Source organism: Paenibacillus sp. FSL R5-0519 (assembly GCF_037974275.1).
Classification (GTDB): domain Bacteria; phylum Bacillota; class Bacilli; order Paenibacillales; family Paenibacillaceae; genus Paenibacillus.
Genome location: NZ_CP150234.1, coordinates 284,552 through 311,022 on the forward strand (window position 1 = coordinate 284,552; position 26,471 = coordinate 311,022).

The 26,471-nt window shown below is 49.7% G+C and carries 22 protein-coding genes; 14 read left to right on the top strand and 8 right to left on the bottom strand.

The window, feature by feature from the left end; genetic code table 11:
• The first annotated feature begins 76 nt into the window (after window positions 1-76).
• The 8 genes from MKY73_RS01185 to MKY73_RS01220 all read left to right on the top strand — a co-directional run bounded on the left by MKY73_RS01185 (window position 77) and on the right by MKY73_RS01220 (window position 9,807).
• Complete coding sequence (locus tag MKY73_RS01185) at window positions 77-1,141, top strand: ABC transporter substrate-binding protein (RefSeq protein ID WP_339305271.1); 1,065 nt, start codon at window positions 77-79, stop codon at window positions 1,139-1,141.
• Window positions 1,142-1,162: 21 nt separating this feature from the next.
• Entirely contained in the window at window positions 1,163-2,536 is a 1,374-nt protein-coding gene (locus MKY73_RS01190) for an aspartate aminotransferase family protein (RefSeq protein ID WP_339305272.1), read from the top strand.
• Between the two features lie 125 nt (window positions 2,537-2,661).
• Complete coding sequence (locus tag MKY73_RS01195; protein ID WP_339305273.1) at window positions 2,662-3,951, top strand: M20 family metallo-hydrolase; 1,290 nt, start codon at window positions 2,662-2,664, stop codon at window positions 3,949-3,951.
• 4 nt (window positions 3,952-3,955) lie between these two features.
• Window positions 3,956-4,837 (top strand): nitrilase-related carbon-nitrogen hydrolase, encoded by an 882-nt coding sequence (locus MKY73_RS01200; RefSeq protein ID WP_339305275.1) that lies wholly within the window; start codon window positions 3,956-3,958, stop codon window positions 4,835-4,837.
• Window positions 4,838-4,954: 117 nt separating this feature from the next.
• Window positions 4,955-6,322, top strand: a complete 1,368-nt coding sequence (locus MKY73_RS01205; protein WP_339308457.1) for an NAD(P)-dependent oxidoreductase — start codon at window positions 4,955-4,957, stop codon at window positions 6,320-6,322.
• 511 nt (window positions 6,323-6,833) lie between these two features.
• Window positions 6,834-8,129 (top strand): NAD-dependent dihydropyrimidine dehydrogenase subunit PreA, encoded by a 1,296-nt coding sequence (preA, locus tag MKY73_RS01210; protein ID WP_339305277.1) that lies wholly within the window; start codon window positions 6,834-6,836, stop codon window positions 8,127-8,129.
• On the top strand, window positions 8,126-9,571 hold the full coding sequence (gene hydA, locus MKY73_RS01215) for a dihydropyrimidinase (RefSeq protein WP_339305279.1): 1,446 nt from the start codon (window positions 8,126-8,128) through the stop codon (window positions 9,569-9,571). Before preA ends, hydA begins: the two co-directional genes overlap by 4 nt.
• A complete protein-coding gene (locus tag MKY73_RS01220) occupies window positions 9,571-9,807 on the top strand; it encodes a hypothetical protein (RefSeq protein WP_278297894.1) in 237 nt (78 codons plus the stop codon). Before hydA ends, MKY73_RS01220 begins: the two co-directional genes overlap by 1 nt.
• 6 nt (window positions 9,808-9,813) lie before the next feature.
• Here the strand turns inward: MKY73_RS01220 and MKY73_RS01225 are convergent, their stop codons facing one another.
• From MKY73_RS01225 to MKY73_RS01260, 8 genes are all read right to left on the bottom strand, one after another.
• Entirely contained in the window at window positions 9,814-11,490 is a 1,677-nt protein-coding gene (locus MKY73_RS01225) for a PucR family transcriptional regulator ligand-binding domain-containing protein (protein WP_339305281.1), read from the bottom strand.
• Window positions 11,491-11,829: 339 nt separating this feature from the next.
• Window positions 11,830-15,084, bottom strand: coding sequence for an efflux RND transporter permease subunit (locus MKY73_RS01230; RefSeq protein WP_339305283.1), 3,255 nt, complete (start codon window positions 15,082-15,084; stop codon window positions 11,830-11,832).
• Window positions 15,085-15,117: 33 nt separating this feature from the next.
• A complete protein-coding gene (locus tag MKY73_RS01235; RefSeq protein ID WP_339257713.1) occupies window positions 15,118-16,065 on the bottom strand; it encodes a TetR/AcrR family transcriptional regulator in 948 nt (315 codons plus the stop codon).
• A 212-nt stretch (window positions 16,066-16,277) separates the two neighbouring features.
• On the bottom strand, window positions 16,278-16,412 hold the full coding sequence (locus MKY73_RS01240; RefSeq protein WP_339238245.1) for a hypothetical protein: 135 nt from the start codon (window positions 16,410-16,412) through the stop codon (window positions 16,278-16,280).
• Window positions 16,413-16,748: 336 nt separating this feature from the next.
• The gene (locus tag MKY73_RS01245) at window positions 16,749-17,063 is read right to left on the bottom strand and encodes a multidrug efflux SMR transporter (RefSeq protein WP_062836933.1); all 315 of its coding nucleotides are present in this window, start codon (window positions 17,061-17,063) and stop codon (window positions 16,749-16,751) included.
• Window positions 17,063-17,404: a multidrug efflux SMR transporter gene (locus MKY73_RS01250; RefSeq protein WP_017691902.1), complete on the bottom strand. Its 342-nt coding sequence runs from the start codon at window positions 17,402-17,404 to the stop codon at window positions 17,063-17,065. Before MKY73_RS01250 ends, MKY73_RS01245 begins: the two co-directional genes overlap by 1 nt.
• The gene (locus tag MKY73_RS01255) at window positions 17,401-18,024 is read right to left on the bottom strand and encodes a TetR/AcrR family transcriptional regulator (protein WP_339305284.1); all 624 of its coding nucleotides are present in this window, start codon (window positions 18,022-18,024) and stop codon (window positions 17,401-17,403) included. Before MKY73_RS01255 ends, MKY73_RS01250 begins: the two co-directional genes overlap by 4 nt.
• 128 nt (window positions 18,025-18,152) lie before the next feature.
• Window positions 18,153-19,628: a phospholipase D family protein gene (locus MKY73_RS01260; RefSeq protein ID WP_339305286.1), complete on the bottom strand. Its 1,476-nt coding sequence runs from the start codon at window positions 19,626-19,628 to the stop codon at window positions 18,153-18,155.
• A gap of 251 nt (window positions 19,629-19,879) precedes the next feature.
• Between MKY73_RS01260 and MKY73_RS01265 the strand changes: the two genes are divergently transcribed.
• The 6 genes from MKY73_RS01265 to MKY73_RS01290 all read left to right on the top strand — a co-directional run bounded on the left by MKY73_RS01265 (window position 19,880) and on the right by MKY73_RS01290 (window position 26,470).
• Window positions 19,880-20,827, top strand: coding sequence for a MerR family transcriptional regulator (locus MKY73_RS01265; protein WP_339305287.1), 948 nt, complete (start codon window positions 19,880-19,882; stop codon window positions 20,825-20,827).
• Between the two features lie 266 nt (window positions 20,828-21,093).
• Entirely contained in the window at window positions 21,094-22,644 is a 1,551-nt protein-coding gene (gene crtI, locus MKY73_RS01270; RefSeq protein WP_339305289.1) for a phytoene desaturase family protein, read from the top strand.
• Window positions 22,641-24,104 (top strand): phytoene desaturase family protein, encoded by a 1,464-nt coding sequence (gene crtI, locus MKY73_RS01275; protein ID WP_339305291.1) that lies wholly within the window; start codon window positions 22,641-22,643, stop codon window positions 24,102-24,104. Before crtI (MKY73_RS01270) ends, crtI (MKY73_RS01275) begins: the two co-directional genes overlap by 4 nt.
• Window positions 24,101-24,973, top strand: a complete 873-nt coding sequence (locus MKY73_RS01280; protein WP_339305293.1) for a phytoene/squalene synthase family protein — start codon at window positions 24,101-24,103, stop codon at window positions 24,971-24,973. Before crtI (MKY73_RS01275) ends, MKY73_RS01280 begins: the two co-directional genes overlap by 4 nt.
• Window positions 24,973-25,740: a carotenoid biosynthesis protein gene (locus MKY73_RS01285; RefSeq protein WP_339305295.1), complete on the top strand. Its 768-nt coding sequence runs from the start codon at window positions 24,973-24,975 to the stop codon at window positions 25,738-25,740. Before MKY73_RS01280 ends, MKY73_RS01285 begins: the two co-directional genes overlap by 1 nt.
• Window positions 25,709-26,470, top strand: a complete 762-nt coding sequence (locus tag MKY73_RS01290) for a lysophospholipid acyltransferase family protein (protein WP_339305297.1) — start codon at window positions 25,709-25,711, stop codon at window positions 26,468-26,470. Before MKY73_RS01285 ends, MKY73_RS01290 begins: the two co-directional genes overlap by 32 nt.
• Window position 26,471 lies beyond the last annotated feature (1 nt).

Sequence of the window (26,471 nt, forward strand, 5' to 3'; positions counted from 1 at the left end):
ATTGATAGAGCTGGTGAAGTAGAGCTTCACACTACCTAATTGAAAAATCGTATATAAACAGGGGGTTGTTCTGTCCATGTACAAAACGTTGAAGTTGGGTCTGTTGGTCATGGTTATGTTGGTGGTTACGTTGCTGAGCGCATGTTCTACGAAGTCCGAGCCGGCTACTGAGCCTGTTGCTGCAAGTTCAGGAGGGGCGGGCGAAGCAGACCAACCCTTAACCAAAGTGAAAATTCAACTGAAGTGGGTACCGCAGGCACAATTTGCCGGGATCTATGCAGCGAAGGAAAAAGGTTTTTTCGCAGATGAAGGCATTGATGCCGAGATTATTCCAGGTGGGCCGGATATCGTGATTGAGCAGCAGGTGGTCAATGGCGCGGCCGATGTGGGGATCACGGGGGTAGACAGTCTGCTGGTCAGCCGGGATAACGGTCTGCCGCTCGTCTCGCTCGCCCAGATCTCACAGAAGAGCAGTTATCGCTTGATTGCCAAGAAGTCCCTGGGTATCACCGATCCCGCTCAGATGAAAGGCAAGAAGGTCAGTACCTGGTTCGGCAGTCAGCAGTTTCAGGTTCTCGCGTTTATGGAGAAGAACGGCCTGGATCCAAAGAAAGACATTGAACTGGTGAAGCAGGGGTTCACGATGGATCAGTTTTTCAACGATCAGGTAGATGTGGCGACGGCAACGATCTATAACGAATACCACGTGGTGCTGGAAAGTGGAACGAAAGAGTCGGATCTGGATGTGTTCAACATTGAAGATGCCGGTGTTGGCATGCTGGAGGATACGCTGATTGCCAAGAAAGATTGGGTAGACAGTAATCGTGAGCTGGCGGTTAAAGTGACTCGTGCCATTCTGAAAGGCTGGAATTATGCCATCGACAATCAGGAGGAGACGGTGGATATCGTGATGAGTAATGTGACGGAGGGCAGCACCACCCGTGAACATCAGGTCACGATGCTTGAAGAGATTGCAAAGCTGATTCGGCCAGAAGGATTTACGGAGCAGCAAGTCGGCAGTTTTGTAGATGAATCATTTACCCGAACTGCGGATATTGCGCTGAATTATGGCTTAATCAAAAAAGCCGCCAACCTGGATGAAGCACTGGAGAAGAGCATCTATGAAGAAGCGGTGAAATAAACGTGTGGAGGAGGATGACGAATGAGTTCTGTGGATCAGCAGCCTCAGCCGCTTGGCGGTACGAAGGAAGAATGGCTGGAGAAGGATCGCAAATACGTATGGCATCACATCTCACCTCATAACGATCATCCGATGATTGCGGTAAGTGGGGAGGGCAGCTGGATCACCGATCAGGATGGTACACGTTATCTGGATGCGATGTCTGGACTTTGGTGTGTGAATGTGGGGCATGGCCGTGAGGAGATTGCGAGGAGTGCCTACGAACAGATGAAAGCCCTCGCTTATGTACCGATGACGCAGAGTCACGAACCGGCGATTTTACTGGCAGAGAAGCTGAATGACTGGTTGGAGGGGGAGTATCGAATCTTCTTCTCCAACTCGGGTTCAGATGCGAATGAGGTGGCTTTCAAAATAGCCCGCCAGTACCACCATCAGAATGGTGAGCCTACTCGGCACAAATTCATCTCCCGTCACCGTGCCTATCACGGCAACTCCATGGGCGCACTGGGTGCGACCGGGCAAGCCGCCCGCAAGATCAAATATGAACCGCTCGGCGTAGGTTTCTCTCATGTTCCACCACCGTATTGTTACCGCTGCCCGTTTGGGCGAAACAAGGATGGATGCGGACTCGAGTGTGCATCCATCTATGAAGAGGTGATTCGTTGGGAAGGTCCTGAGACGGTTGCCGCAGTGATTATGGAGCCGGTGATCACTGGAGGTGGCATGATTGTTCCTCCGCCGGATTATATGCGCACCGTGCAAGAGATCTGTCAGCGCTATGGCGTGCTACTCATTGTCGATGAGGTCATCTGTGGTTTTGGCCGCTCGGGGCAGAAGTTTGGTCATCAGAACTATGGTATACAGCCAGATATGGTGACAATGGCCAAAGGCATGACCAGTGCGTATTCACCGCTATCCGCAACGGCGGTGCGAGCCGATCTGTATGACACGTTCCGGGAAACCGGAACAGATGCGCATTTTCGTCATGTAAATACATTTGGTGGGAATCCGGTGTCCTGTCGGGTAGCGCTGGCGAATCTGGAAATTCTGGAACGAGAGAATCTGGTCAGCCGGGCGGAGGAAATGGGATACCTGCTTCGTGAGAAACTGGAACCATTGCTGGAGCTGTCCATTGTGGGGGATATCCGTTCATTCGGATTCGCCTGTGGGGTGGAATTGATTGAAGCAGACGGGTCTCCTGCGGAAGCGGATAAAGTAATGAAGGTGCTCGCCAGTTGTAAGCGGGATGGCATTCTGATCGGCAAGAACGGAGATACCGTGCCAGGGTTTGCGAATATTTTGACGATCTCCCCGCCGTTTGTCACCACGGAGGAAGAACTGGACCTGATTGCAGGAAGTTTGCTCGCTGCGTTGCGAAGTCTGGATGCGAGTTAGTAACTGGATATGGATGAGAACACACATGGACGACAAGTACGACAGAAGTGTTGGCAAGCAAAATTAAGCAAAATAAAGTGTTTCAACACATGACGTGATAACAATGCGCAAGGAGGTGAGGGACGATGCAGACCACAACAGGCAAACTCATCAATCAGCTTCGGTTGAATGAGCGAATTGAGCAGTTGTCACGTATTGGCCGAATAGCGGACACGGGCGTCTGTCGACTTGCCCTAACCCCGGAAGATATGGACGGCATCATACAGGTTCGCCTGTGGATGGAAAAGGCCGGTCTGACGACGCGACTTGACCCCTTCGGCAATCTGATTGGTCGTCTGGAAGGTGTGGATCAGGCACTGCCGATTCTCATGATTGGTTCCCACATCGACTCACAGCCATATGGTGGTCGATATGATGGAGCGATTGGTGTGCTCGGTGCACTCGAAGCGGTGCAATGCCTGATCGAAAATGGCATTCAGCCCCGTATGCCGATTGAGATGATTGCTTTTTGCGATGAAGAGGGTTCCCGTTTTAACAAAGGCCTGTTCGGCTCACGAGGTATAACCGGTCAGTTGGAAGAAGGCGAACTGGAGAGGCAGGATAAAAACGGTGTGACCCGCCGGGAGGCGCTAGAAGCCTTCGGCTGTTCTCCTTCGGATTTTGAAGAAGCGATCTATCCGCCAGGTTCCATTGGCAGTTATCTGGAGCTGCACATTGAGCAGGGGCCAGTGCTGGCATCGCTGAATGCTCCGATAGGTCTGGTGACCGGCATCTCGGGTCCGCTGTGGCTTACGGTTACGATGAAAGGGATGGCGGGTCATGCCGGCTCCGTTCCGATGGCAATGCGGCATGATGCTTTGGCAGGCAGCGCCAAAGTCATTTCTGCTTTTGACGATATGGTGAGAGAAGACCCGGAAGCTCCAACTGTAGGTACGGTGGGAAGTCTGAGGGTTTTTCCAGATTCGCGGAATATCATCCCGGAGGAAGTCAGCTTCACAGTGGATTTGCGAGACATGGAGATGGAGCGCAGGAACCGGCTTGAAGCCCGATTGATGAACATTTTGGATGACGTGAGTTCCCGATATGGTCTAACGTACTCGCTGACCGAGGATACGAACAGTGAGCCAAGGTATTGTGCAGAGTCAATCCAATCGGTGATTCGTTCATCTGCGGAAGAGGTCGGGGTTACTTTGCCAGAACTGATGAGTGGTCCGTTCCATGATGCGTTGGCCCTTTCGCGTGTGTGTGATTATGGCATGATCTTTGTCCGCAGCAAGGACGGCATCAGTCATCATCCCAGCGAATATTCCTCTCCGGAGGATATTGGACTCGGCACGGAAGTGCTGTATCGAACCATTCGAAGGATGTGCGGTGGAGTGAACCAACCTACCATTTTACCTAAGGAGGCGTTGTGACGATATGGGCAAAATCAGCATCGGATTAATCCAGGCATCACATGAGATTGAAGGTTCGGCTCCCGTTGAAGTTCACAAAGAGGCTGCGGTTCAGAAGCACATCACGTTGGTCCGTGAAGCGGCTGCAAAAGGGGCCAAGATCATTGGATTGCAGGAAGTATTTTATGGGCCGTACTTTTGTACAGAGCAAAATCCCAAATGGTATGCATCCGCTGAACCCGTGCCGGAAGGGCCCACGACCAAGCTGTTTCAGGAGTTGGCGAAGGAGCTTGCGGTGGTGATTATTTTGCCGGTGTACGAGGTGGAGGGCATTGCTTCGTATTACAATACGGCAGCCGTTATTGATGCAGATGGTACGTATCTGGGCAAATACCGCAAACATCATATCCCGCATGTGGAAGCAGGTGAGGGTACGAATGGATTCTGGGAAAAGTATTACTTCAAACCAGGCAACCTCGGGTATCCGGTATTCGATACAGCTTACGCCAGAGTTGGCGTGTACATTTGTTATGACCGACATTTTCCTGAAGGGGCACGATTGCTTGGGCTGGCAGGGGCAGAGATTGTGTTTAACCCGTCCGCTACGGTTGCAGGTACATCGGAATATCTGTGGAAACTGGAACAACCCGCTCATGCGGTAGCTAATGGCTATTATGTGGCAGCCATCAACCGGGTCGGCGTGGAAGCGCCGTGGAATATGGGTGAATTTTATGGGCAGTCGTACTTGGTCGATCCACGAGGCAGAATGGTTGCCATCGGCAGCAGGGATCAGGATGAGGTCGTCATTGGCGAGATGGATACGGAGATGATTCGTGAGGTACGTAATGTATGGCAGTTCTACCGTGATCGCAGACCGGAAACGTACGAACATCTGGTTAGTCTGTAGGAAGCGGCACACGTGATCGGTAAGTGATTCTGTCAGCGGGGTGGAACGTGTAATGCACGCAAGTTTGTTTGAGTTTGAGATAGCGTAGATCATTCTCCAGGAGGTGCACGACATTTGATGAACAGCTCAGGAACAACGTTATCCGATTATGGGTGGGAAAGTCGTTTTGCCGAGATGAAACCCGCCATGACAGGTAAGGAAGCGATGGAGGAATCGAACCGCTGTCTGTACTGTTACGATGCACCTTGTATCAAGGCCTGTCCAACCGACATTAATATCCCTTCTTTTATTAGCAAAATATCAACAGGGCACCTGAAAGGATCGGCCCGCACCATCATGGATGCGAATCCGGTTGGAGCCAGCTGCGCACGCGTGTGCCCCACAGAAGAGTTGTGTGAAGGCGCATGTGTGCTGAACGAATCGTCGAAGCCGATTCGTATTGGTGACTTGCAGCGTTACGCCACCGACTGGGCGCGGGCGAAGAATGAGCCGTTATTCCAGGCGGCACCTGCCAATGGGAGGACCGTCGCTGTAGTGGGAGCGGGGCCAGCGGGACTGTCGGCCGCACGTGAACTGGGGCGCGCAGGGTATGAGGTGACGATCTATGAAGCCAAACCCAAAGGCGGTGGGCTAAACACGTACGGCATCGTATCCTTCCGTCTGCCCGAATCAGTTGCGTTATGGGAAGTGGAGCAGGTGGAAGCGCTGGGTGTGCAGATCCGTTACGAGGTGCGCATTGGTGTAGATATTCCTGCTACGCAGTTGCTGGAGCAGCATGAAGCGGTCATTCTGGCTTGCGGCATGGGATCGGTGCCCATGCTGGGCATTGAAGGAGAGACACTGGAAGGTGTCTATGATGCGATTGAACTGGTGGAGTCTACGAAGCAGGGTGTTCCGCCGGCACTGAATGGTCTGAAGGTCGCCGTGATTGGCGCGGGCAATACGGCGGTAGATGCAGCGACCTGTTCGGTGCGTCTGGGTGCCGAGCGGGTGCAGATGTTATATCGGCGCGGGGAAAGCCAGATGACGGCGTATGCGTTTGAATATACGTTTGCCAAGCAGGAGGGTGTGGAGTTCCGCTGGTTTACGATGCCGCAGCGTATTATTGGAGACGAGAACGGTCGGGTTCAGGCTGTGGAATGTGTGAAAATGGAACTGATTACTCCGCCTGGAGGTGGGCGTGCATTGCCTGTGCCAGTGGAAGGGTCGGAGTTCATGATTGAATGTGATACGGTCATTCGGGCGATTGGACAGCATCGTTTATTACCATTAATCGAAGCGTTTGAGCTGCGTCACCAGTGGGGTGTCGTCGAGATTGAGCCGCATACGTACCGTACCTCGAATCCTCAGATCTATGCGGCAGGAGATGTTATTTTTGGTCAGGGCCAGGGTGAGGCGATGGTTGTCTCGGCTGCACAGCAAGGTAAGCTGGCTGCTGCCGCAGTGATGAAGGCATTGCCTGGGCAGGTGGAGGAGACGGCGTGAGTGGTGCATCGAACCCTCGCATCCTCGTGTCCCTGACGCGCTAACGTAACGAACCCTATACACCTTATCGTGGCAATTATGGAGGATTGAAAAATTTAACGAATCTCACACGTCTTATGTTGACAAAAAATCGTTGAAATGAAGCAGAAATGAGCTGTTACAGCACTATAAGATTTCTACGATTCGTTAGATTTTGAAATTGCTGCATATGAGTCGAATAAGAGCTGTATAGTTCGTTAGAATTTAGTTGCGTGCTATCTAGAATCTATTACTATGCAGAGATCCTGAGCACGACCAAATATCCATTACAACGGTATACATTGAACTAAACATTTACACGAAACGGAGAGGACAGAAAGGACCTGAAGAAACGAAGTGCTCGCCTTTATTCCCGGATCTTCCCTTTAGAAAAGGAATCAAAAAAATCTGGGAATAACAGCGATCGGAAGGTTGTTCTGTCATCGGAGTGTTCAGTGTAACTAATAAGGTCAAACACCAAGGAGGGATCGTTATGGCTGACTTATCCATTAATCTGGCAGGTATTCGATCACCCAATCCATTCTGGTTGGCTTCTGCACCACCGACCAATACGGGGTATCAGGTTCAGCGTGCGTTCGAAGCGGGCTGGGGCGGCGCGGTGTGGAAGACACTGGGTGAGCCGATTATCAATACATCCTCGCGTTTCGCGGCGGTCCATTTTGGCGGACAACGGGTGGCGGGGTTCAACAATATTGAATTGATATCCGATCGTCCGCTGGAAGTGAATCTGAGGGAGATTGCCGAGACCAAGAAACGCTTCCCGGATCGCGCAGTTGTCGCTTCACTGATGGTGGAACCTACGCGGGAGAAGTGGCATGAGATTGTAAAGAAGGTGGAAGCCGTCGGCGTCGACGGTCTGGAACTGAACTTTGGCTGCCCGCATGGCATGGCTGAACGTGGTATGGGAGCCGCCTCTGGTCAGCAACCTGACCTGGTCGAACTACAGACGATGTGGGTGAAGGAAGTAGCGACCACACCGGTGATTGTGAAGCTCACGCCGAATATCACGGATATTACGGCAACCGCCAAGGCAGCTGTCCGCGGCGGCGCAGATGCAATCTCCCTGATCAATACGATTAACTCCCTGGCAGGTGTGGATCTGGATACGTGGAATACCGTACCGCATGTGGGCGGCAAAGGAGCTCATGGTGGATACTGTGGCCCAGCCGTGAAGCCCATCGCACTGAACATGGTTGCCGAGTGCGCACGTAATCCGGAGGTGGGTGTGCCAATCTCGGGGATTGGTGGCATATCCGACTGGCGGGATACCGCAGAGTTTCTGCTCATGGGCGCTACAGGGGTGCAGGTATGTACCGCAGCGATGCATCATGGATTCCGCATTGTGGAGGACATGATTGATGGACTGAATGACTATCTGGATGAGAAGGGTCTGAGCAGTGTAGCGGAGTTGGTAGGCCAGACGGTTCCGCGTTACTCGGATTGGGGCAATCTCGATCTGAACTACAAAGTCGTTGCTCGCATCAACCGCGATGTCTGCATTAATTGCAACAAATGCCATATTGCTTGTGAGGACACTTCGCACCAGTGTATTGATATGTTGACCGACCCATCCGGTTCCTATCTGGAAGTGGTGGAGGAGGATTGTGTAGGCTGTAATCTGTGTTCGATCGTGTGCCCGGTGGATGGGGCGATTGAGATGGTAGAACTTGTGCCAGAGCAGGAAACAGTAACCTGGAATGAACGTCAGTCGGCGATTGCCATGCTGCAATCGGTCAGAGATCAATCAACCAAGGAGGCGATATCATGAGTACCCGCAAATTGATTCGTAATGGTGTGTTGGTCACAGCGTCAGATACCTTTGAAGCAGATATTTTGATCGAAAAGGGGAAAATCACACAGATTGGCATCGGGCTTACCCCGGATGAACATATGGAAGTTGTGGACGCTTCAGGCTGTTACGTTATTCCGGGCGGTATTGACCCGCATACACATCTGGATATGCCATTCGGTGGAACAGTAACGGCGGATGATTTTGCGACGGGAACAACAGCGGCAGCCTTTGGCGGTACAACGACGATCATTGATTTCTGCTTGACACAAAAAGGCCGTCCATTGATCGAATCCCTCCAGGAATGGCATGCCAAAGCCGAGGGTAAAGCCGCCATTGACTACGGTTTCCATCTCATGATCGGGGAGATGAATGATCAGGTGTTGGGGGAGTTACCGCAGATCATTGAAGAAGAGGGTGTGTCATCCTTCAAGGTGTTCATGGCGTACAAAAACCAGTTCCAGGCCGACGACGGAATTCTCTTCCAGACGTTGCAAAAGGCAAAAGAGTACGGCGCACTCGTCATGGTGCATGCCGAGAACGGGGATGTTATTGACCTGCTGGTTCGACAAGCACTCGCCGAAGGGCGCACGGAGCCAATTCATCATGCGCTGACTCGTCCATCCATGCTGGAGGGAGAAGCGACAGGCCGAGCCGCCCGGTTGGCTGCACTTGCGGATTCACAGCTGTATGTGGTGCATGTGACCTGTGCGGAGGCCGTGGAGCAGATCGCGCGTATGCGTGAATTGGGTTACCGAATCTGGGGGGAGACCTGTCCTCAGTATTTGACGCTGGATCAGTCGATCATGGATCAACCGGACTTTGAGGGTGCAAAGTATGTCTGGTCACCACCGCTGCGGGAAGCAGCACATCAGGAAGTGTTATGGAACGCGCTGAAAAGTGGCCAACTGCAAACCATTGGCTCCGATCATTGCTCGTTTAACTTCAAAGGGCAGAAGGACCTGGGCAAGGATGATTTCAGCAAAATTCCGAACGGGGGGCCTGTCATCGAAGATCGCCTCAGCATTCTGTATTCGGAAGGTGTCGTCAAGGGGCGGATTACACTCAATCAATGGGTCGATCTATGCTCGACAAGAGCGAGCAAGTTATTTGGATTATTTCCGCAGAAAGGCACGCTTGCAGTAGGGACAGATGCGGATATCGTTATTTTTGACCCCTCTGTAAACAGGGTGATCTCGGCAAATACACATCATATGAATGTCGATTACAGTGCATTTGAAGGCATGCAGGTACAGGGGTGTCCGGTGACGGTGTTGTGCCGCGGGGAATATGTCATTCGAGATCGGCAATATGCCGGAACAGCAGGAGCAGGCCAGTATGTGAAGCGCAATAAATATGATGCAGGTGCACCCATACCGATGAAACAGCCTGTAGCGGCAGTGAATGGAGGGATGAACTGATGTCGGATCATGATGTTTTTGAGACTGAGAGGATTGCCATTGAGCGAATGGTTGCGCAGGGGTATCGGATCTATGCGGTACGGGAACATCTGGAGGGTGCTCATATCATATGGGAGCACCCGAATCTTCCGGAAGAGAAACAAGAGCAATACGTGGGCACGGCGTCTGGACGGAAATGGTTCAGTCATATCCTGATTCGCCAGCTTCAGGAGCAGCGGGGAGCTGGGATTGCTTAGAACAGATCAACCTAAGGGGCCATGAACATACTCATAAGCATAGATCGCGAGCTCGATCGCAACTCGTTTCTCGGGGAGGATAAAATCTTCGCCCAGAAGCGCTTCGATTTTGTCCAAACGGTGATAGAGTGTCTGTCTGACAATATAAAGAGCGGTAGCCGTCTCTTGCTTGGAGCAGCATAATACGAAATATTGCTTGAGTGTGCGCAGTAATTGGCCTCCTTTCTCCATATCGTAACGGATAAGAGGACCCAGATATTCTTCAATGAAATCTTCCAGATTACCGCTCTGCTTCATGTTGGCAATGATGCGATAACAATGAAGATTACTGTAAAAGGGCTGCTGCATCTCGCCGATGTCCTTCTGAATCCGCAGTGTCTCTTTTGCGGATTCCAGGCTTTCCTTTAGACGGGAGAGATTCGCGCAGCTATGACCGATAGCGAACAGACCTGAGAAGAGACGATGGGTCTGTTCCTGCTCGTGCTGCTGCAATTGTTCAATGCAGCGCCAGAGACTGCTTTTGCGCTGAGATCCAGGTAGTGGGTCGAGAATGATAAGAATGATCTGGTGGTTCAGAACGGTGCTGTAGAGGGTGAAGTTCTCCCGGGCGAACACGGAACGGGCGACGATGTTGCGTTGGATTAATATCTTCTGGAGTCTGAGACTGTCTGTGTATGCGGGGTTGCTGTCGAATAGGATGATGTTCGCTTTGCTCGTTGCAAGAAGGGGATTGACCGTGGAGACATATTCATGGATTTCCTTCGTGGAGTGATGTCCGTTAAGCCAGTCAATGACCCACATATCTTCTTTGTAGCGACGTTTCTCTTCCATGTATTTGGTTCGCATCCAGTCTTGGGCAATCGCTGCCGCACAACGTTCCAGTGCCTGAATGACGAATTCATCCGAGGGATTAATGGGTATATTTAAATCGTGCTCCGGCAGTTTTTGGTGCATCAGCACAAGGTCGGCAAAGGTGTAGTCCAACGCCTGAACAGGCAGATAGAATAGATGGCAAGTGTTCCTGGTTAGTGGGGCTTCCTTCGAAATATCTACTTGATCCGATCGTCCTCGCTGCAAAAACCAATCCTGCCGCCGAGTCTCCAGCTGCTCTGGCGAGCAATAGGGAACGCTACTTGCTTCCCCTTCAAGTGGGTATAACGCCACGGCACATCCGGTTGTTCGTGATAGTAATCGAAGTAAGGGTTGTACGCCATCTCCATTCAGAAGAAGTTGGTTAAACGAGGTGGTGAGATTATCGAGTTCGGCGATCATCCGCTGATGACTGCGAATCAGGGTGAAATGCAGGTCTTGTGTAATATCAATATAACGGACTTGTTCGTGGAACCAGATCAACGGGAAATCCGCTGCGACTGCAATTTCCTTCATGGCACCGAGCTGTGACTTGGTGTGATCCCCCAGTTCCATGCAGAGTCCGGCAGCCCCACGTGCAATTAACTGACGCAGGAAAGACAGACCTTGCTGTTCACCTTCCTGCCAGCCAATGCCTGTCGTCAGCACCAATTCCCCGCCATTGAGCAAGTCTCCTACCTCAGGCACTTCCATAATATGAACCCAGCGAACATACCGCTCCAGCGCACGATCACTGGCCAGAACCTCTGCCTTGCGAAACACGGGACGTTTTAACATGTCTCTGACTTGAATATGAAGCGTTGTCTCCCCCACACAACCACCGTCCTTCCCCAATACATGTGATCTATCTGGAGCTGGAATCCGTTAACTTGCATAATTAATCCATATTATAAGTCGATTTACAGGAGATGGGCTGAAATCTCACGTTCATTTGTTTTAAATGACAAATGGGTCTCTTCTTTTTGTAATTTTGATTAAAATGAATTATTTCTATGTCAGTTTATATCTCCTGTACATTTACATCATAAAAAACCCCTTAGCATTACATCGGAATTCAATCATTCCAATATGCGCTAAGGGGCAAGAGGTTAGAACGTATAGTCTGTATCTAAGTTGTACTCGAACCGCTACATGAGCACGATCAACTATTTCTTAATCTTCGATTCTTTTCTTTTTGAATTTCATCAGGAACTCATACACAATCGGTACGATAACCAGCGTAAGCAGCGTGGAGCTGATCAGACCGCCGATTACGGTAATTCCGAGTCCTTTCGAGATGATCCCCGCACTTTCTTCGAGACCTGTAACCAATGGCAACAGGGCGCCGATGGTTGCGAGAGCGGTCATCAGAATTGGACGCAGACGTGTTGCACCGGCTTCCAGCAAGGCTTCACGGGTAGGCATACCCTCTTTTTCCTTGTGAATAACACGGTCGATCAACACGATGGCGTTGGTGACCACGATCCCGATAAGCATCAGTCCACCCATCATGGCGGAGACGTCAAGTGTACCCCCAGCGATGAACAGACCTACCATAATACCAATCACCGTAAATGGCAGGGAGAACAGGATGGCGAATGGTGCCAAACCGCCGCCGAACGTTACAACAAGCACGAAGTATACAATGGCGATGGCTGCCAACATGGCGAGACCAAGCTGAGTAAAGGTATCATTAATCTGTTCGGTTGTACCGCCGAACTTCACTTCAACGCCGTCAGGCAGATCCAACTTGTCGATCTCAGCCTGTAAGCTATTTGAAGCCTTCGTTACATCCGAAGCCAGGATGTTGGCTGTCACTTGTACAACCACCTTACCATCAATTTGCATGATGGAGTTCGGGGAGGTGCCTTCTTCCACTTTGGCAACATCTTTGATCGGTACTTGGATGCCAAGCGGTGAAGTGACGGTTTCATCCTCAATCTCTTGAATGCTGTTAAATGTTTTATCGTCTGTCTCTACATATACTTTATACGTTTTGTTATCAATATCAACTTCCGTGAGCACAGGGCGTTCCCGTACCGGGCTCAATGCCATGGCCAGTTGGCCAGCAGTCAGGCCCAAGGAACTTAGTTTCTCCTGATCTGCCACGAGCGTATATTGCCCGTAGGTGTCAGCGAGTGTGGTGTCTGCTTTTTCAAAATTTTCCGTATCCGCTTCAACCAGTTTCAGAATTTCGTCCGATACAGGTTTGAGCTGCTCTACATTATCGCCATAGATGGATAGGCTCAGGCCACTGCCACCCAGACCGCCGGACATGTCGAGCTCATTCCAGGTTCCTACGGTAACTTCTTTCTTCAATCCTTCGACAAGCTGTTCCTTCACTTTGGTGAAGTCTTTTGTATCTTTGTTATATTCAATATAGAAGAGAGCCGAGTTGGAGCTGCCGCCACCCATACTGCTCAGTGGATTGCTTCCACCGATGGAATATTGCATTTTCTCCAGACCCGGTTGTTTCAGCAACCACTTCTCGGCAACAAGTGCTTCTTTTTCTACATCTTCACGCAAAGCTCCGGTTTGCGGGTTGTACGTAATCGTCACATATTTATCCTGTTGTTCCGGCAAGAAGCTTGCACCGATGAATGGATACAGGAACAAACTGCCGACCAGCAGGATCACTGCAATACTGACCGTAATGAGTTTGTGTGACAGGGTCCAGTTCAGCAGGCGTTTGTAACCTTCCGCCATTTTGCCTGGTTTTTCTTCGTGATTCTGCTTGTTCTTCAGCCCTTTACGGAACAGGGAATGCGCAAGCATCGGCACGATGGTAATGGCAACGATCAGGGAGGCCAGCAAGGCAAATACCATGGTCAATGCAAATGGCAGGAATAGCTCACCAACCATACCGCTTACCAATGCCAGTGGCAGGAATACCGCAATCGTTACGATCGTGGAAGAAAGAATGGGAATGAACATCTCGCGCGTTGCTTCGCGGACCAGTTCACGGCCTTTCAGTCTCTCTCCTTTGAGTGTTAATCTGCGGTAGATGTTCTCGATAACAACGATGGAGTCATCGACAACCCGTCCGATGGCAACTGTCATGGCACCCAGTGTCATCATGTTCAAGGTAATATCCATGATATTGAGCGCAGTCAATGCCATGAGCAAGGAGAGCGGGATCGAGATAATGGAGATAATGGTTGAACGAATATTACGCAGGAACAGCAAGATGATCAGGATGGCAAACAAAGCACCGAAAACAGCTTTGCCCAGCATCGTGTTCACCGAGTCCTGGATCGGTTTACCTTGGTCGAGAAGTACAGTCAGGTCTGCGTTTTTGAACTGCTTCTGCAATTCTTCCGCTTTGTCTTTGACTGCATTCACGACATCAACCGTGTTGGCATCGTTGGATTTTACAACGGAAATACCGATGGATTCCTTGCCGTCTGTCCGGGAAATGGATTCCGCTTGACCGATGACTTCGATCTTGGCAATTTCACTTAGCTTTACAGTTGGAATACCAGGAGCATTGGCAGCGCCTGAAGGACTACCTACACTGGCGTTACCGCCAGCAGCTTGGCCTGCGGCAGGGTCTGTTCCTTGTGCAGAGCCAGGAGCTGTACCTTGAGCTGCATCACCAGCCGCGGAGCCTTCACCTGTTGGTGCTCCAGAGCCTTGTGGAGCTGCGCTTGAGCCATTGCCTGCAGAAGCGCCGGCACCGCCGGGTACGACTGGAATGGCAAGGTTTTTCAGATCATCGATGTCGACGATGTTGCCATCTACGACAACGGCTTTCTGGGATTTATCAAGTTCGAACAGTCCCAGGGGCACACGAATGGACGAACCTTGAACGATGCCGTTTACCGTGTCTTCCGTTAGGCCAAGCTCGGCCATTTTGGCTTGATCGAACTTCAATTGAACTTCTTTTACATATTGACCTGACACCTGAACCTGAGCTACACCTTCAATGTCTTCGAGTGCAGGCTGAATATCCGATTCAACCAGTCGTGTCAATTGTTCCAGGTCACCACCGTCCTTGTCGGACAGGCTTAGAGATACAACAGGGAACGAGTTAATGCTGAACTTGGAAATGGTCGGCTTCTGTACGCTGTCAGGCAGTTGTACTTCATTCAGTGCCTCACGGACGGTTGCCGTTGCATTGGTCAAATCTGTTCCATAATCGAATTCGAGTGTGATAGATGCTGCATTCTCCATGGACGTGGAGGTAACCGTCTTAACGCCATCAACATTCCGCAGCTTTACTTCCAGCGGCTTCGTGACATCTTCAACAATTCCCTCCGGTGCAGCCCCCGGATCAATGGCAGTGACATTCAGAAACGGTACGTTGATGTTCGGAATGGTCTCTTGCTTCATCGTCAATCCGCTGTACAAACCTGCGAATGAGATGATGATTGTCAGAATCCAGATCGCAAACTTGTTGTTCAGTGAAAAATTAATAATACCTTTCATACGATGGTTTCTTCTCCTCTCTGTTTCTCCTGTTTATGTGTGTGACGAGTCAGCAGGGATGAACCGGCTATACATGGCATCCAAAATATGCTGAAGCTCGGAATGCAAGGGTTGAATGGCAGTTACGTTCTCCAGATTGTGCATCATGCCCAGAATAATGGCGCGTCGCGGCGTGAATTCCATCATCTCCTGTCTGAGAATGGCAATGGTTTCAAGTACATCATTCTTCGGTTGCCCTGCGGGCAAATCGGAGGCGGCGACATCCTGCATTTGTTTGATGATATGGATAGGATGTCGCATCACCGTTGAATCTGGATGGGCCTCGGTAATCCAGGCAGGCCATTCCTCCAACGGAATCAAAGGCTCAGGTCGTTGGTTAAGGAATCCATGTGCGGCATAATCCATCATTTGCAGCAAGTTTGTTGCCATTTTGGTAACGGTGAGAGAAGGCATCTCTGTAAACCAGATTTTGACGTAGGAGAGGAACAGTCCGTGTGTCAACAAAATAAGATCAATTGTATATGGTTCAATCTCCGGTCCATACTGCTCTTCCAGCTTATCCTTGAACCAATGTAAGGTACGGATCTCCAGATCTCTTTGCTGTGGATGGCACTGTTCCTTGCGTTGCTGTTCATCATCCATCATCATGCTTCGCAATTGTACCCGCAAAAATTCCTTGAATTCGGCGACATGAATGAGCAGAGTTTCAATCTGCTTGTGCAGGCGTTCTCGCGGGGAGAGGCTGGTTTCATGCTCAATCTGCGTCATCTCGTCCATCAGCGTGTACATGCAGTACTCCAGCGTACTGGCTTCCAGTTCCTCTTTGGATTTGAACATGATATAAAGGCTGCCTTTGGACATCCCGCATAGTTCAGCAATCTCTTGCATGGATGTTGCAGCACTGCCTTTGGATGAAAATAGCTTGAGTGCTGTAGTAATGATGAGTTTTTTCTTCTCATTCATCTCATGTATAGGGTTCATTAACGATACATTCACCTCATCAGGGAACTTGTGAGTTCTTGAATTGACTTTAAGGTCAAACCAAGTATAAACGATCTGGTTAAAGGAATTCAAATGGGAGTAAATTGGAAAATTAATATGGAGGAAAGAGGATGATCAAAGGGAAAAAGAACAACATGTAACAAGGTGTAGCCTGTATGTACGATTGAGTGTTGCTATCAAGAACGTTTAAGTTAGGCTCCTCCAGTGAAGGCGTACAAGGCGAGTATAATAATGGCGACTAGCGCGATGAGATAGAAGATAGCCATGCCGATCAGCAGGGCATACCCAGTATAAGAGCCAAAGCGTGCCAATAATTTTTTCAACATTACACCCTCCTTTCTTACGTAGCAGTGTATAGGGAGGTTCCCTATTTATATCATATCCCAAAAAAGACGACTTCCTGATCGAAGTCGCCTTTTTTATTTTACAGAATTTAATAGATAACCTAATGGAAGCTAAGAAGTACACGATAACGGAGATTGCAGAACCAACTTGAAGAAACGGAGTGTTCCCCTAAAAGCTTTCTGTAAGAAAGCTACTCCGGAAGCATATGCTATCACCGGATTTATCTCTTTTCAAAGGAAGTCAAAGATATCTGGGGATAACAGCGATAGGAAAGTAATACTGCAATCGGAGTTATAAAGTGTAATTCAGTTGTTCCGTTACGTGATCAGTTTCAAACCAACAGCGGCCACCAAAATCATTGCAATAAACAGGATGCGCTTCGCTTCTTTTCGTTCACCGAACAGGAACATGCCTGTTAACGTGCTGCCTACCGTCCCGATCCCGGTCCAGACCGCATACGCTGTGCCCATGGGAATGGACGTCATGGCGTAAGATAACAGCGAGAAGCTAAACACAAACGATACCAGCATCAGTACGATATAAGGCCAGCCTTTGCGAGTAGAAGCACCATTAATACCGATCACGCCAAAAATTTCACATATGCCTGCACCTACAATTGCCATCCAAGCCATTATACTGCACCTCCTTTGGCTTCTTGCTGATCCGTAACCAGTTTCAGTCCGATTACGCCGCAGAGCAACAATCCAATGAGCAATACTTTGGCCAAGCGGAACGGTTCGCCGAACAGGACCATTTCCGTAAGGACGGTACCTGCTGTACCAATTCCCGTAAAGACGGCGTACACCGTACCGACAGGCAGTCTTTTGGAAGCAGCAATGATCAGTCCAAAGCTGATCACGATGGCAATTCCCGTCAAAGTCCACTCCCAGGCATTCGAGGCATGTTTCAGCCCGCTTACCCAGACAATCTCAATAATTCCACCGATAAATACATATAACCAGTTGCGGTTCATGATGTTGAATCTCCTTCCGGCACAACGTGTTGTGCCTCTTCGTTCAGATGATGAATACCATGCCAAAAGACAGGCCAAGATGCCTCTAATCGTCTCTTATACCGACGGGAACTTCCATAGATGATCTCTACGGTAATACCGTCGAGAAACGTCATGAATGCAATGGCAGCCTGTTCCGCGGGAATGGCCGGAATATCTCCATGACGCATTGCCCGTTGCAGCAGACGAGTTAGTGCGCGTTCCATGCCGTCGATAAACGGATACACTTGATCCATCACTTCGCTATAAAGAGAAAGTGGTGGATAAAAACAATTACGCAACATTAATCGAGCCGAAGCATGGGCATTATATTCTTGTTCGAACCAGATCAGCAAACCCTTCAGCCTCTGCTCCAATGGCAGATCCTCATGATCACGGAAATATTCGAGTGTGTGCCGTGTTACTTCGTGAAAAGCAAACGCCAGGGTGTGCAAAAACAAATCATCCTTGCAGCTGAAATGTGCATATATGGACGGTTTTTTAATCCCGACTTCATCAGCTATAGCTCGTAGTGAAGCCCCCTCATAGCCATCTCTGGCAAAATGGAACAGGGCTGCATCCCGAATGGATTGTGCAGTCATCAGATCACCTTCCTAACGGTCGTTAGGTAATTATATTTTCACACTTCATATTACCTGTCAAGATGAAAATATCCGCCTGCACACGAGAGTACAGGCGGATATCAGGTATGAATGGATGTGGTTCTTGTCTAAAAGGTCGTAAGACCCAGAATCAGCTGTAACTTATAAAGGATACCTTTCAAGAACGTGGTCTTCTCCTGAAACTCATCCAGGTCCAACGTGAACTCGGCATCATCATTATTCCAGATACGCTCAAAATAATTCGCAATATCGCGCGTGAACTTATTGTCTGGAGGTGCAGCAACCCATAGATCATTCTCCAGATTGTAGTCATTCATATTTCGGGGTGTGAAGTTGGTTGAACCGCCAAGCACGATATGATCTCCGCTTGCCTTGGCAATGTATATCATCTTGGTGTGGTACTGCTCCTTGGTCGTGTTATACCAGCGGATCTGTATTTTACCGTTGGATTTATCATGCAATTCGGCGGCGACAGGCCGATTTGGAATGCCGATTTTTTCCTGACCAAAGGCATTCTCATTAGGATCAAGTACAAGCCGGATGTCGGTTCCTCGTTTTTCGGCTTCCAACAGGGCTTTCAATACTTTCGGAGAGGCCACATAGAACATGCCCATCCATATGGTATCACCTTTGCCAGCCTGATTGATTTCATGGAGAACAGCGTCATTCACTTTGCCCTCAGTTAAATAGCGTATTCGCAAATCTCCCGTGTTTGTATTCGTGGAAGGAGCTGTGTAGGCAGGAACCTGACCACCGCCCGAGATATCAAGTACAGCTTGCTCTGATTGTAGAATATCCCCTATGACTGGACCTGTTACTTCAAATGCAATGTTCGAGTGGTAAGCACTCGCATCATGGATATTGCCGGAAGAGACAATCGCCGTCTTTTCACTAACAACAACTTTGCGGTGGTTCGCCTTCACATTGAGCAGCTTGAGATAGGAACGCACAGTGACATCCGGACCATCTGTGGCCATCAGGTTCTTGATCCAGCCATCCCCCGATTGGCCAAACCACTGGAAGAAGGTTCGCCAGACCGCAGAGTATACCGGAGTTGAATCACGCAAAGGGTCCACATCCGTAATGACCACATGAATGCCTGCTTGTTTCATTTGTTCCAGCAACGGATTCGGTGCTGAGTTGTAGTTGGTATTTACTTCATCTGTAATAAACCAGATGTCCATATCAGGATGCTGATTTTTTTTGGCGACCAGAGCTTCGGTAAATTCAGTACTTACGGGAGGAAAGTTCTGTCCCTTGTGTTGATAATTATTGAACAGGAACATATCGACCAGGACAAACTGTTCTGCTTCCTCCACAATCTGCATCATGCGCTGAAAGATCTGCTGTTCATGCTGCATCTGTCCGTCGGAGGAAGGATAGGTCAGGTCATGCAGGAATTCGACTTGATCCACATGATACTCCGGGCTTTCGTAGGAAATCCCCGGTGGCAATGGTTTATAGGTCTGATAGAGCATGACGGCGATGAGCCATAGGACCAATAGGGCGATCCCTGTTCGTATGTATGGAAATTTGCCGCGTGAAGACTTGCGGTCGGATGTATGGCGGCGTAATGAGACCAACGGTGGACTCCCCCTTCTGTACGTGCTGACTTCTATTACCACACGAATGATAACGTTGACGCAGGATAACCCGGTAGAATTATAGTACATATAGCAAATTGGCAGGATGTAATCGACAGGTGTCTGAGCGTTGTGTATAATGAGTGTATTATTTTTGTAGAATGTTAGGGTTTTCATATGCCTGACAAGGACGGGGAACCAAGGATATAACCTGTGAAATCTGGACATTAGGAAAGAAAGTGGGTAATAAGGTGTATTCCATCAAACAAGTCGCAGCCATGCTCGGTATCCCGACGGTAACGCTCCGGGCTTGGGAGAATCGGTATAGTGCGGTCACCCCTGAGCGGACGGAATCGGGTTATCGAATGTATACCGAAGAGAATGTTGAGGATCTGCGCTGGTTGAAAGAACAGGTAGAGCTGCATCAGACTAATATCTCGGAAGCGGTACGGATGTTGAAAGTAAACAAATTAAACCCACCCGAGGCAGCTGCGCCTATTCCCATCATGGCTCCGGTGCCTTCAATGGAAGAAGCATACGAACGTATGGCAGATCAGATCTATGACTCGCTCTACAACTTTCAGGGTGAACGTGCCAATGGTTTGATTGATTTTGGTTTCACCATGTACGGGTACGATTCGATGTTCTATCATGTGCTGGTTCCCATACTGGTTCGGGTTGGAGATGCATGGGAGCAAGGCAGGGCTTCGGTGGCTCAGGAACACTTCATGACTCAGCTGATTTCACAGCGGTTTTATCAGTTTTTCCATCTGTTCCCGATCTATCCGCATCTGCCCAAAGTTCTGGCGTTGTGTCCAGAAGGGGAGCATCATCAGGTTGGGTTGCTGCTGTTCTCTCTCTTTATGCGTAAAAATGGAGCCGAAGTACTGTATCTCGGTGCGAACACGCCTGAAGAAGGCATTTTCCCGATTATCCGGGAGCAAAAGATCAAGTTGGTCTGCCTTTCGATCACAAGTCCGGGGCTGCTTGAACGGTGCGATCAACTTATAGAGCGGATTAAAAATGAATTTCCACATATTCGCTTCGTACTTGGTGGGAAAGGCTATGAGCGTGCAGAACATGCTCGTTACCCGCAATGGATCATGCCAGAGGATTCAGCAGATTGGCAGTCATGGATAGAACGTGAGTATCTCACAGAGCAACCGCCTGGTGCGAGGTTTGGACAGGCAAATAATTAAGTATGATCTTAAATGACAATGAATAAGCTAGGGTATACAGGACATCCTTTGACGAAAGTGATCAAAGGATGTTTTTTGCGTTTTTGGATGGAGTGTCTTGGTAATTTGACCGATGGGTCATTTTTTGGTTTACAAGGTCGTATAATATTTGTATTATATTTGTATAATGTTTTTGCTGGTTACCGCTTAAAGTGTTCTTGGGCGGTTTAATAATAGGTTAGGGGCTAGAGAACTATAGGAATTCCCTACATAGAGAGGTGAGTGGCATGATACCGAATCAACAACGCAAACGTGCAGCTGTGATTGGCGCGGGTCCGGGTGGACTTGCAGCAGCGATGTTATTGTCCGGTCAGGGGTACGAAGTAGATGTATATGAGAAACAGCCAGTCATCGGGGGGCGTTCTGCCAGATTGGAACTGGGTGAATATCGATTCGACCGGGGCGCAACATTTTTGATGATGCCTCAGTTGATTGAAGAGATGTTCGACGTGGTGGGTCGCAAGTTATCCGATTATGTGGATATGAAAGAGTTAACCCCACTGTACGCACTGAACTTTGGTGACAAGGTGTTCACACCTTCTCGTAATCGGGAAGATACAGCTGCGCAGATTAAGGAATTGTTCCCGGGCAATGAAGACCATTACCTTCGGTTCATGCAAGAAGAAGAAGTGAAGTTTGGCAAAGTGATGCCTTTGCTCCGCCGTCCTTTTGGCAAGCTTACGGACTATTTGCGTAAAGATGCGGTATCAGCTCTACCCAAGCTTGATGTCCACAATACAGTCTATGGAATCTTGTCCCGCTATTTTACAGACGAGCGTCTACGCTGGGCATTCACATTCCAATCCAAATACCTTGGTATGTCTGCCTGGGATTGTCCGGGTACATTTACCATACTATCGTTCATCGAGCATCACTATGGATTGTTCCACCCGATTGGCGGTGTGAATCGGATCTTCCAGGCCATGGCTGATGTCGTGGAAGAATACGGAGGACGGATACATACTTCCACCCCGGTGAAACAGGTCATCGTTCGCAAGGGTCGTGCAGAAGGTGTGTTGCTTGAGAACGGTGAACGCATTGAAGCGGACCATGTGGTTGTGAACGCCGACTTTGCACATGCGGTGAACCATTTGTTCGAACCGGGCGTACTTAAGAAATATACCCCGGAGAAAATGAAACGCAAAAAGTACTCCTGCTCTACAGCGATGCTGTATCTGGGTGTGGATGGTGAAGTGGACCTGCCGCATCACTCGATCTATTTTCCAGAGGACTACCGGTTGAACGTTGATGAGATTACGAAGCACAAAATGTTGTCAGCCGATCCATCTCTATATATTCATAACCCTTCCAGACTTGATTCGACACTGGCACCGGAAGGAAAATCCGCTTTATATGTTCTGATGCCTACGCCTAACCTTACCGCAGACATCGATTGGGAAGCAGAACGTGAGAATGTGCAGGAGGCCATGATGAAGCGCATGGAAGGCATTCCTGAGCTGGCAGACATTCGCAGCAGGATTGAAGAATGTATGCTGTTCACGCCGCTCGACTGGGAGAATGAACTGGATGTGTACCGCGGAGCAACGTTCAACATGGCGCATAATCTGGGTCAGATGATGTACCTGCGTCCCCATAACCAGTTTGAAGAATTGAAAAGTGTATGGTTGGTAGGCGGAGGAACACATCCGGGCAGCGGTTTGCCAACGATCTTTGAATCGGCTCGAATCAGCGTGAGACTGATCCAGGAAGAGGACGCGCGCACGCGCTCCAAGCCATCCTCTTATGTGAAGACGGCAGAAGCCGGAGGGCATTCATGAAGCGGGCCGCCATTGTAGGGGCAGGGATTGGCGGACTTACTTCTGCGTTGTTGTTGAACCGTCAGGGATGGGATGTTACCGTGTATGAACGGGGTTCGCGCGTTGGCGGACGCATTGGTTATGAGCAGGAAGGAGAGTACCGGATCGATCAGGGGCCGACCATCGTGCTTCTGCCGGAGATGTTACTTGGCATCTTGGAAGAAGCCGGCGTAGATCGTTCGAAGATTGAGTTGCTTCGCTGTGATCCCCTATATAGAGTGCATTATCACAGTGGTCGTGTCATGACCAAGATGACGTCACGTGAGGAGCAGACGGCGGAGATTGAACGTTTGTTCCCGGGAGAGAGCCCAGGATTCACACGGTTTATGAAAGACATGGACACGTTGTTTCCGGCAGGCCGGGCAGCGTTTCTGGAACGGGCTTTTCCGCGCAAAAGGGATTTCTTCACACCATCTCTCATGTCACTCATGGGAAGATTACGTGCACACAAAAGTGTCCGGAAAGCGGTGGGCGATTATTTTCAGCATGAGGAATTGCTTGATGCTTACTCGCTACAAAGTCTATACATCGGTGGTTCGCCGTTCGGGACGCCAGGCATCTACTCCCTGCTTCCCTATGCAGAGCATGAATATGGCATCTGGATGGTGAAGGGCGGGTATGCGGCATTACCGGCTATTCTGGAACAGGAACTGATCTCACGTGGTGGACGTGTTGTACTGAATACGGAAGTTAAAGGGCTCACGATTAAAAATGGTGTATGTGAAGGTATAGAAACGGCAACAGGCGCAGAAAATGTGGATGCAGTTATCTACAATGGTGATTTCCCCCATCTATCAGGTTTGCTTGGTCAATCTTCAGAGGTAGGGCGGAAAAGAAAGCCGTATCGTCCCTCTTCCGGATGTGTATTGCTCTATGTGGGCGTGGATAAAACCTGGGAAGATACAACGACGCACCAGTTCTTCCTGCCACCAAGTCTGGAAGGCAGTTTACAGGAAGTGTTCAATCAGCGACGCATTCCGGCAAAGTCCTCATTTTACGTATTTAATCCGGTCGTATTGGATGAGACGGCAGCGCCTTCAGGACAGAGTGTATTGTATTTCCTCATTCCCGTACCCGATGCCGAAGGTGTCGACTGGGAGCAGGAGAGCGAGGCGTTGGCAGAACGTGTACTGGAAGAAGCGGAGCAACGTGGATTCCCGGGACTTCGTGCAGCGATCAAGTGGAAAAAGGTGCGCACACCCGCTGACGCAGAGCGAGACGGGCTCTATGGGGGCGGAAGCTTCGGGATTGCGCCAGTGTTGTTCCAGTCCGGTGTATACCGACCGCAACCCAAACCATTCCCGAATATCAAGGGATTATATGCCGCAGGGGCATCTGTACATCCTGGAGGCGGAGTGCCGATTGTGATGCAGAGTGCACGTATGGCCGTCAATCAACTCACGAAGGAGATGGGAACATGAATGAAGCGATTTTGAGCAGGTGTGAAGAGTTGATGCAAAAGGGCTCTTCCTCTTTTTATCAGGCCTTTAGAGGACTGCCAAGTCCGCGTCGGGAAGCGGTATATGTCATTTATGCCTTCTGTCGCATGATAGATGACAGTGTGGATGAACCGGAACAATCGGCCTATACGATTCATGAGATCCATGATTTATTTGATCGACTGGACGAAGCGGAAGGACACTTTATCTGGCCGGCACTGAGATGGTTGTTTAGCAGTTTCCCTCATCTGGATAAGGGGCCATTCTTCCGTCAGATGGAAGGGCAGCTCACCGATCTTAAAGTAACGCATTATGCAACGATGCAGGAACTGGAGCATTATTGTTATCTGGTGGCTGGAACCGTAGGCGAGATGTTGTTGCCTGTATTGCGGGATGATAATGGCGCGGAAGTAGCCGTAAACGGGATTGCTTTGGGTAAAGGAATGCAGATCGTTAACATTATTCGTGATGTGGGTGAAGATCGGGCCAGAGTGCGCCGGTATGTTCCGCTGGAGATCATGGAGAAGCATGGTTACTCGGAGCAGGACTTTGAAGACGGGATCGTGGACGAACGCTTTGTTGCCATTATTCATGAGTTAAAAGCGGCAGCATTGAACTGGTTCCGTATTGGCATGGATCGATTGGATACTTATCCGACGGAAAGTGCGTTTTCGATTGAGCTGGCAGCAGCCTTTTACTCCACCATTCTACACGCGGTTGAACGCAACGACTATGACGTATATACCAAACGGGCATATGTTAGTGATGAATTGAAACTGGAGATGCTGGGTGCGATTGTGAAACGTTACCCGATGCTGGCCTATCAAGCCTCCCGAACGGCGGTATCCTGATGATCCAGTGGCTTTACTGGGCTTGGTATGCCATTGGAGCAGCCTTGATGTTGACGATCGGCGTGCCCGATGTGTTGTCTTTTTCCAATGGTTTATTTCTAATTTTCTATGCGTTGTATGTGTTGGATCTGATCTATCAGGGGCGTAATCGGACAGGTCTGTCCGACCAGTCAGTCATCTGGCTGAAACCCGGATTATGGATAGCCTCTGTGATCATCTGGCTAGGAGGTATGGGCGTGGAGTGGGTAGGGGTTCATACCCATTGGCCTTTTGGTGAGTATGCCTACTCTGACTTCTTCGGGATTCATCTGTTCAGTGTACCTGTTACGCTGGGTTTTGCCTGGATCGCAGTGGTGGGTAACTCCGCGCTGTTAAGTGGTGGCGGTTCAACCTGGACTGGCAAACTGCTTCGAGCAGTGAAGACCGGGTTCTGGGCAATTGTCCTCGATCTGGTACTCGACCCTGTTGCACATGCGAGAGGATTTTGGGAGTGGCAGGCTCCGGGTGGATTCTACGGTGTTCCGTGGACCAATTACATAAGCTGGTTTATCATGGGTGCATTCCTGTCCCTCTTCCTTCCGGCCATGCCAAATGACCGTAGCTCATTGCTGCGCGCGAAATGGTTGTATCAGCTATTTATTCTTCTGTTCGGCCTACTTGCTCTCAAGGAAGGGATTACAGGCAGCTTTATCATCGCCATTGCTGGTGTGCTTCTTGCCGAAGGGAGCTGGCTATATGATTCGCGCCGTAAAATCAAAACCGTTTAATCGTATGTTTGCCTTATACAATCATTATTATCTGCTGCGTCGGCGCTTCCGCTCCTTCACTCTCTCGGGGTCCCTCGACCCGCAGGTGGATCTCAGGGACAACTCCCCGATCAATCCTAATCGCCCTGTGATCTACTTCATGAACCACAGCTCCTGGTGGGATGGTCTGCTGCTCTATCATGCGGCCAGGCAGACATCGCGAGGAGATCATTATGTGATGATGGAGGAGCAGCAGCTTCAGCAATATGCTTTTTTTCGTAAATTGGGTGCGTATTCGATCAATAAGGAGAGTGCGTCCGGTATTCGGACCTCTCTACAGTACACCAGTGAACTGCTAGATTCGGGCAAAAGGGTCTGGATTTTTCCGCAAGGAGAAATATTACATCAGGAGGCTAGACCGATTCGGTTCCGTCCAGGCATCGGGTTGTTGCTTCGTCGCTCTCCGAATGCCATCGCCGTACCGGTAACCTTGTGTCATGGGATGGTCCAGCATGATTTACCCGAAATATCGATGCAGGCGGGGCCTCCTGTAATGGAAGACTGGAAGACATGGAAGAGTGAAGAGATTGCCTCCAGACTCGGCCATGTGCTGGAACAGCAGTTAGACGATCATAGATCAGAGCTTATACGGATGGGGCAGGGAAGTTTGCCAGATGCGCTTCCGCTGATTCGTCATGTACGTTCGACAAGTGAAAAATACGATGCCACGCGAAAGCGGGTGAACCGTTAGG

Excerpts from the sequence above, each read along its gene's own strand:
- MKY73_RS01250 (WP_017691902.1), bottom strand. The coding sequence starts at position 17,404 with ATGAACCGCAACTGGTTATATGTATTTATCGGTGGAATTATTGAGATT.
- MKY73_RS01255 (WP_339305284.1), bottom strand. The coding sequence starts at position 18,024 with ATGACTGCACAATCCATTCGGGATGCAGCCCTGTTCCATTTTGCCAGA.
- MKY73_RS01285 (WP_339305295.1), top strand. The coding sequence starts at position 24,973 with ATGATCCAGTGGCTTTACTGGGCTTGGTATGCCATTGGAGCAGCCTTG.
- MKY73_RS01245 (WP_062836933.1), bottom strand. The coding sequence starts at position 17,063 with ATGGCTTGGATGGCAATTGTAGGTGCAGGCATATGTGAAATTTTTGGC.
- MKY73_RS01280 (WP_339305293.1), top strand. The coding sequence starts at position 24,101 with ATGAATGAAGCGATTTTGAGCAGGTGTGAAGAGTTGATGCAAAAGGGC.
- crtI (WP_339305291.1), top strand. The coding sequence starts at position 22,641 with ATGAAGCGGGCCGCCATTGTAGGGGCAGGGATTGGCGGACTTACTTCT.
- hydA (WP_339305279.1), top strand. The coding sequence starts at position 8,126 with ATGAGTACCCGCAAATTGATTCGTAATGGTGTGTTGGTCACAGCGTCA.
- MKY73_RS01205 (WP_339308457.1), top strand. The coding sequence starts at position 4,955 with ATGAACAGCTCAGGAACAACGTTATCCGATTATGGGTGGGAAAGTCGT.
- MKY73_RS01220 (WP_278297894.1), top strand. The coding sequence starts at position 9,571 with ATGTCGGATCATGATGTTTTTGAGACTGAGAGGATTGCCATTGAGCGA.
- MKY73_RS01200 (WP_339305275.1), top strand. The coding sequence starts at position 3,956 with ATGGGCAAAATCAGCATCGGATTAATCCAGGCATCACATGAGATTGAA.
- MKY73_RS01230 (WP_339305283.1), bottom strand. The coding sequence starts at position 15,084 with ATGAAAGGTATTATTAATTTTTCACTGAACAACAAGTTTGCGATCTGG.
- MKY73_RS01185 (WP_339305271.1), top strand. The coding sequence starts at position 77 with ATGTACAAAACGTTGAAGTTGGGTCTGTTGGTCATGGTTATGTTGGTG.
- MKY73_RS01235 (WP_339257713.1), bottom strand. The coding sequence starts at position 16,065 with ATGAACCCTATACATGAGATGAATGAGAAGAAAAAACTCATCATTACT.
- MKY73_RS01240 (WP_339238245.1), bottom strand. The coding sequence starts at position 16,412 with ATGTTGAAAAAATTATTGGCACGCTTTGGCTCTTATACTGGGTATGCC.
- crtI (WP_339305289.1), top strand. The coding sequence starts at position 21,094 with ATGATACCGAATCAACAACGCAAACGTGCAGCTGTGATTGGCGCGGGT.
- preA (WP_339305277.1), top strand. The coding sequence starts at position 6,834 with ATGGCTGACTTATCCATTAATCTGGCAGGTATTCGATCACCCAATCCA.
- MKY73_RS01190 (WP_339305272.1), top strand. The coding sequence starts at position 1,163 with ATGAGTTCTGTGGATCAGCAGCCTCAGCCGCTTGGCGGTACGAAGGAA.
- MKY73_RS01195 (WP_339305273.1), top strand. The coding sequence starts at position 2,662 with ATGCAGACCACAACAGGCAAACTCATCAATCAGCTTCGGTTGAATGAG.
- MKY73_RS01290 (WP_339305297.1), top strand. The coding sequence starts at position 25,709 with ATGATTCGCGCCGTAAAATCAAAACCGTTTAATCGTATGTTTGCCTTA.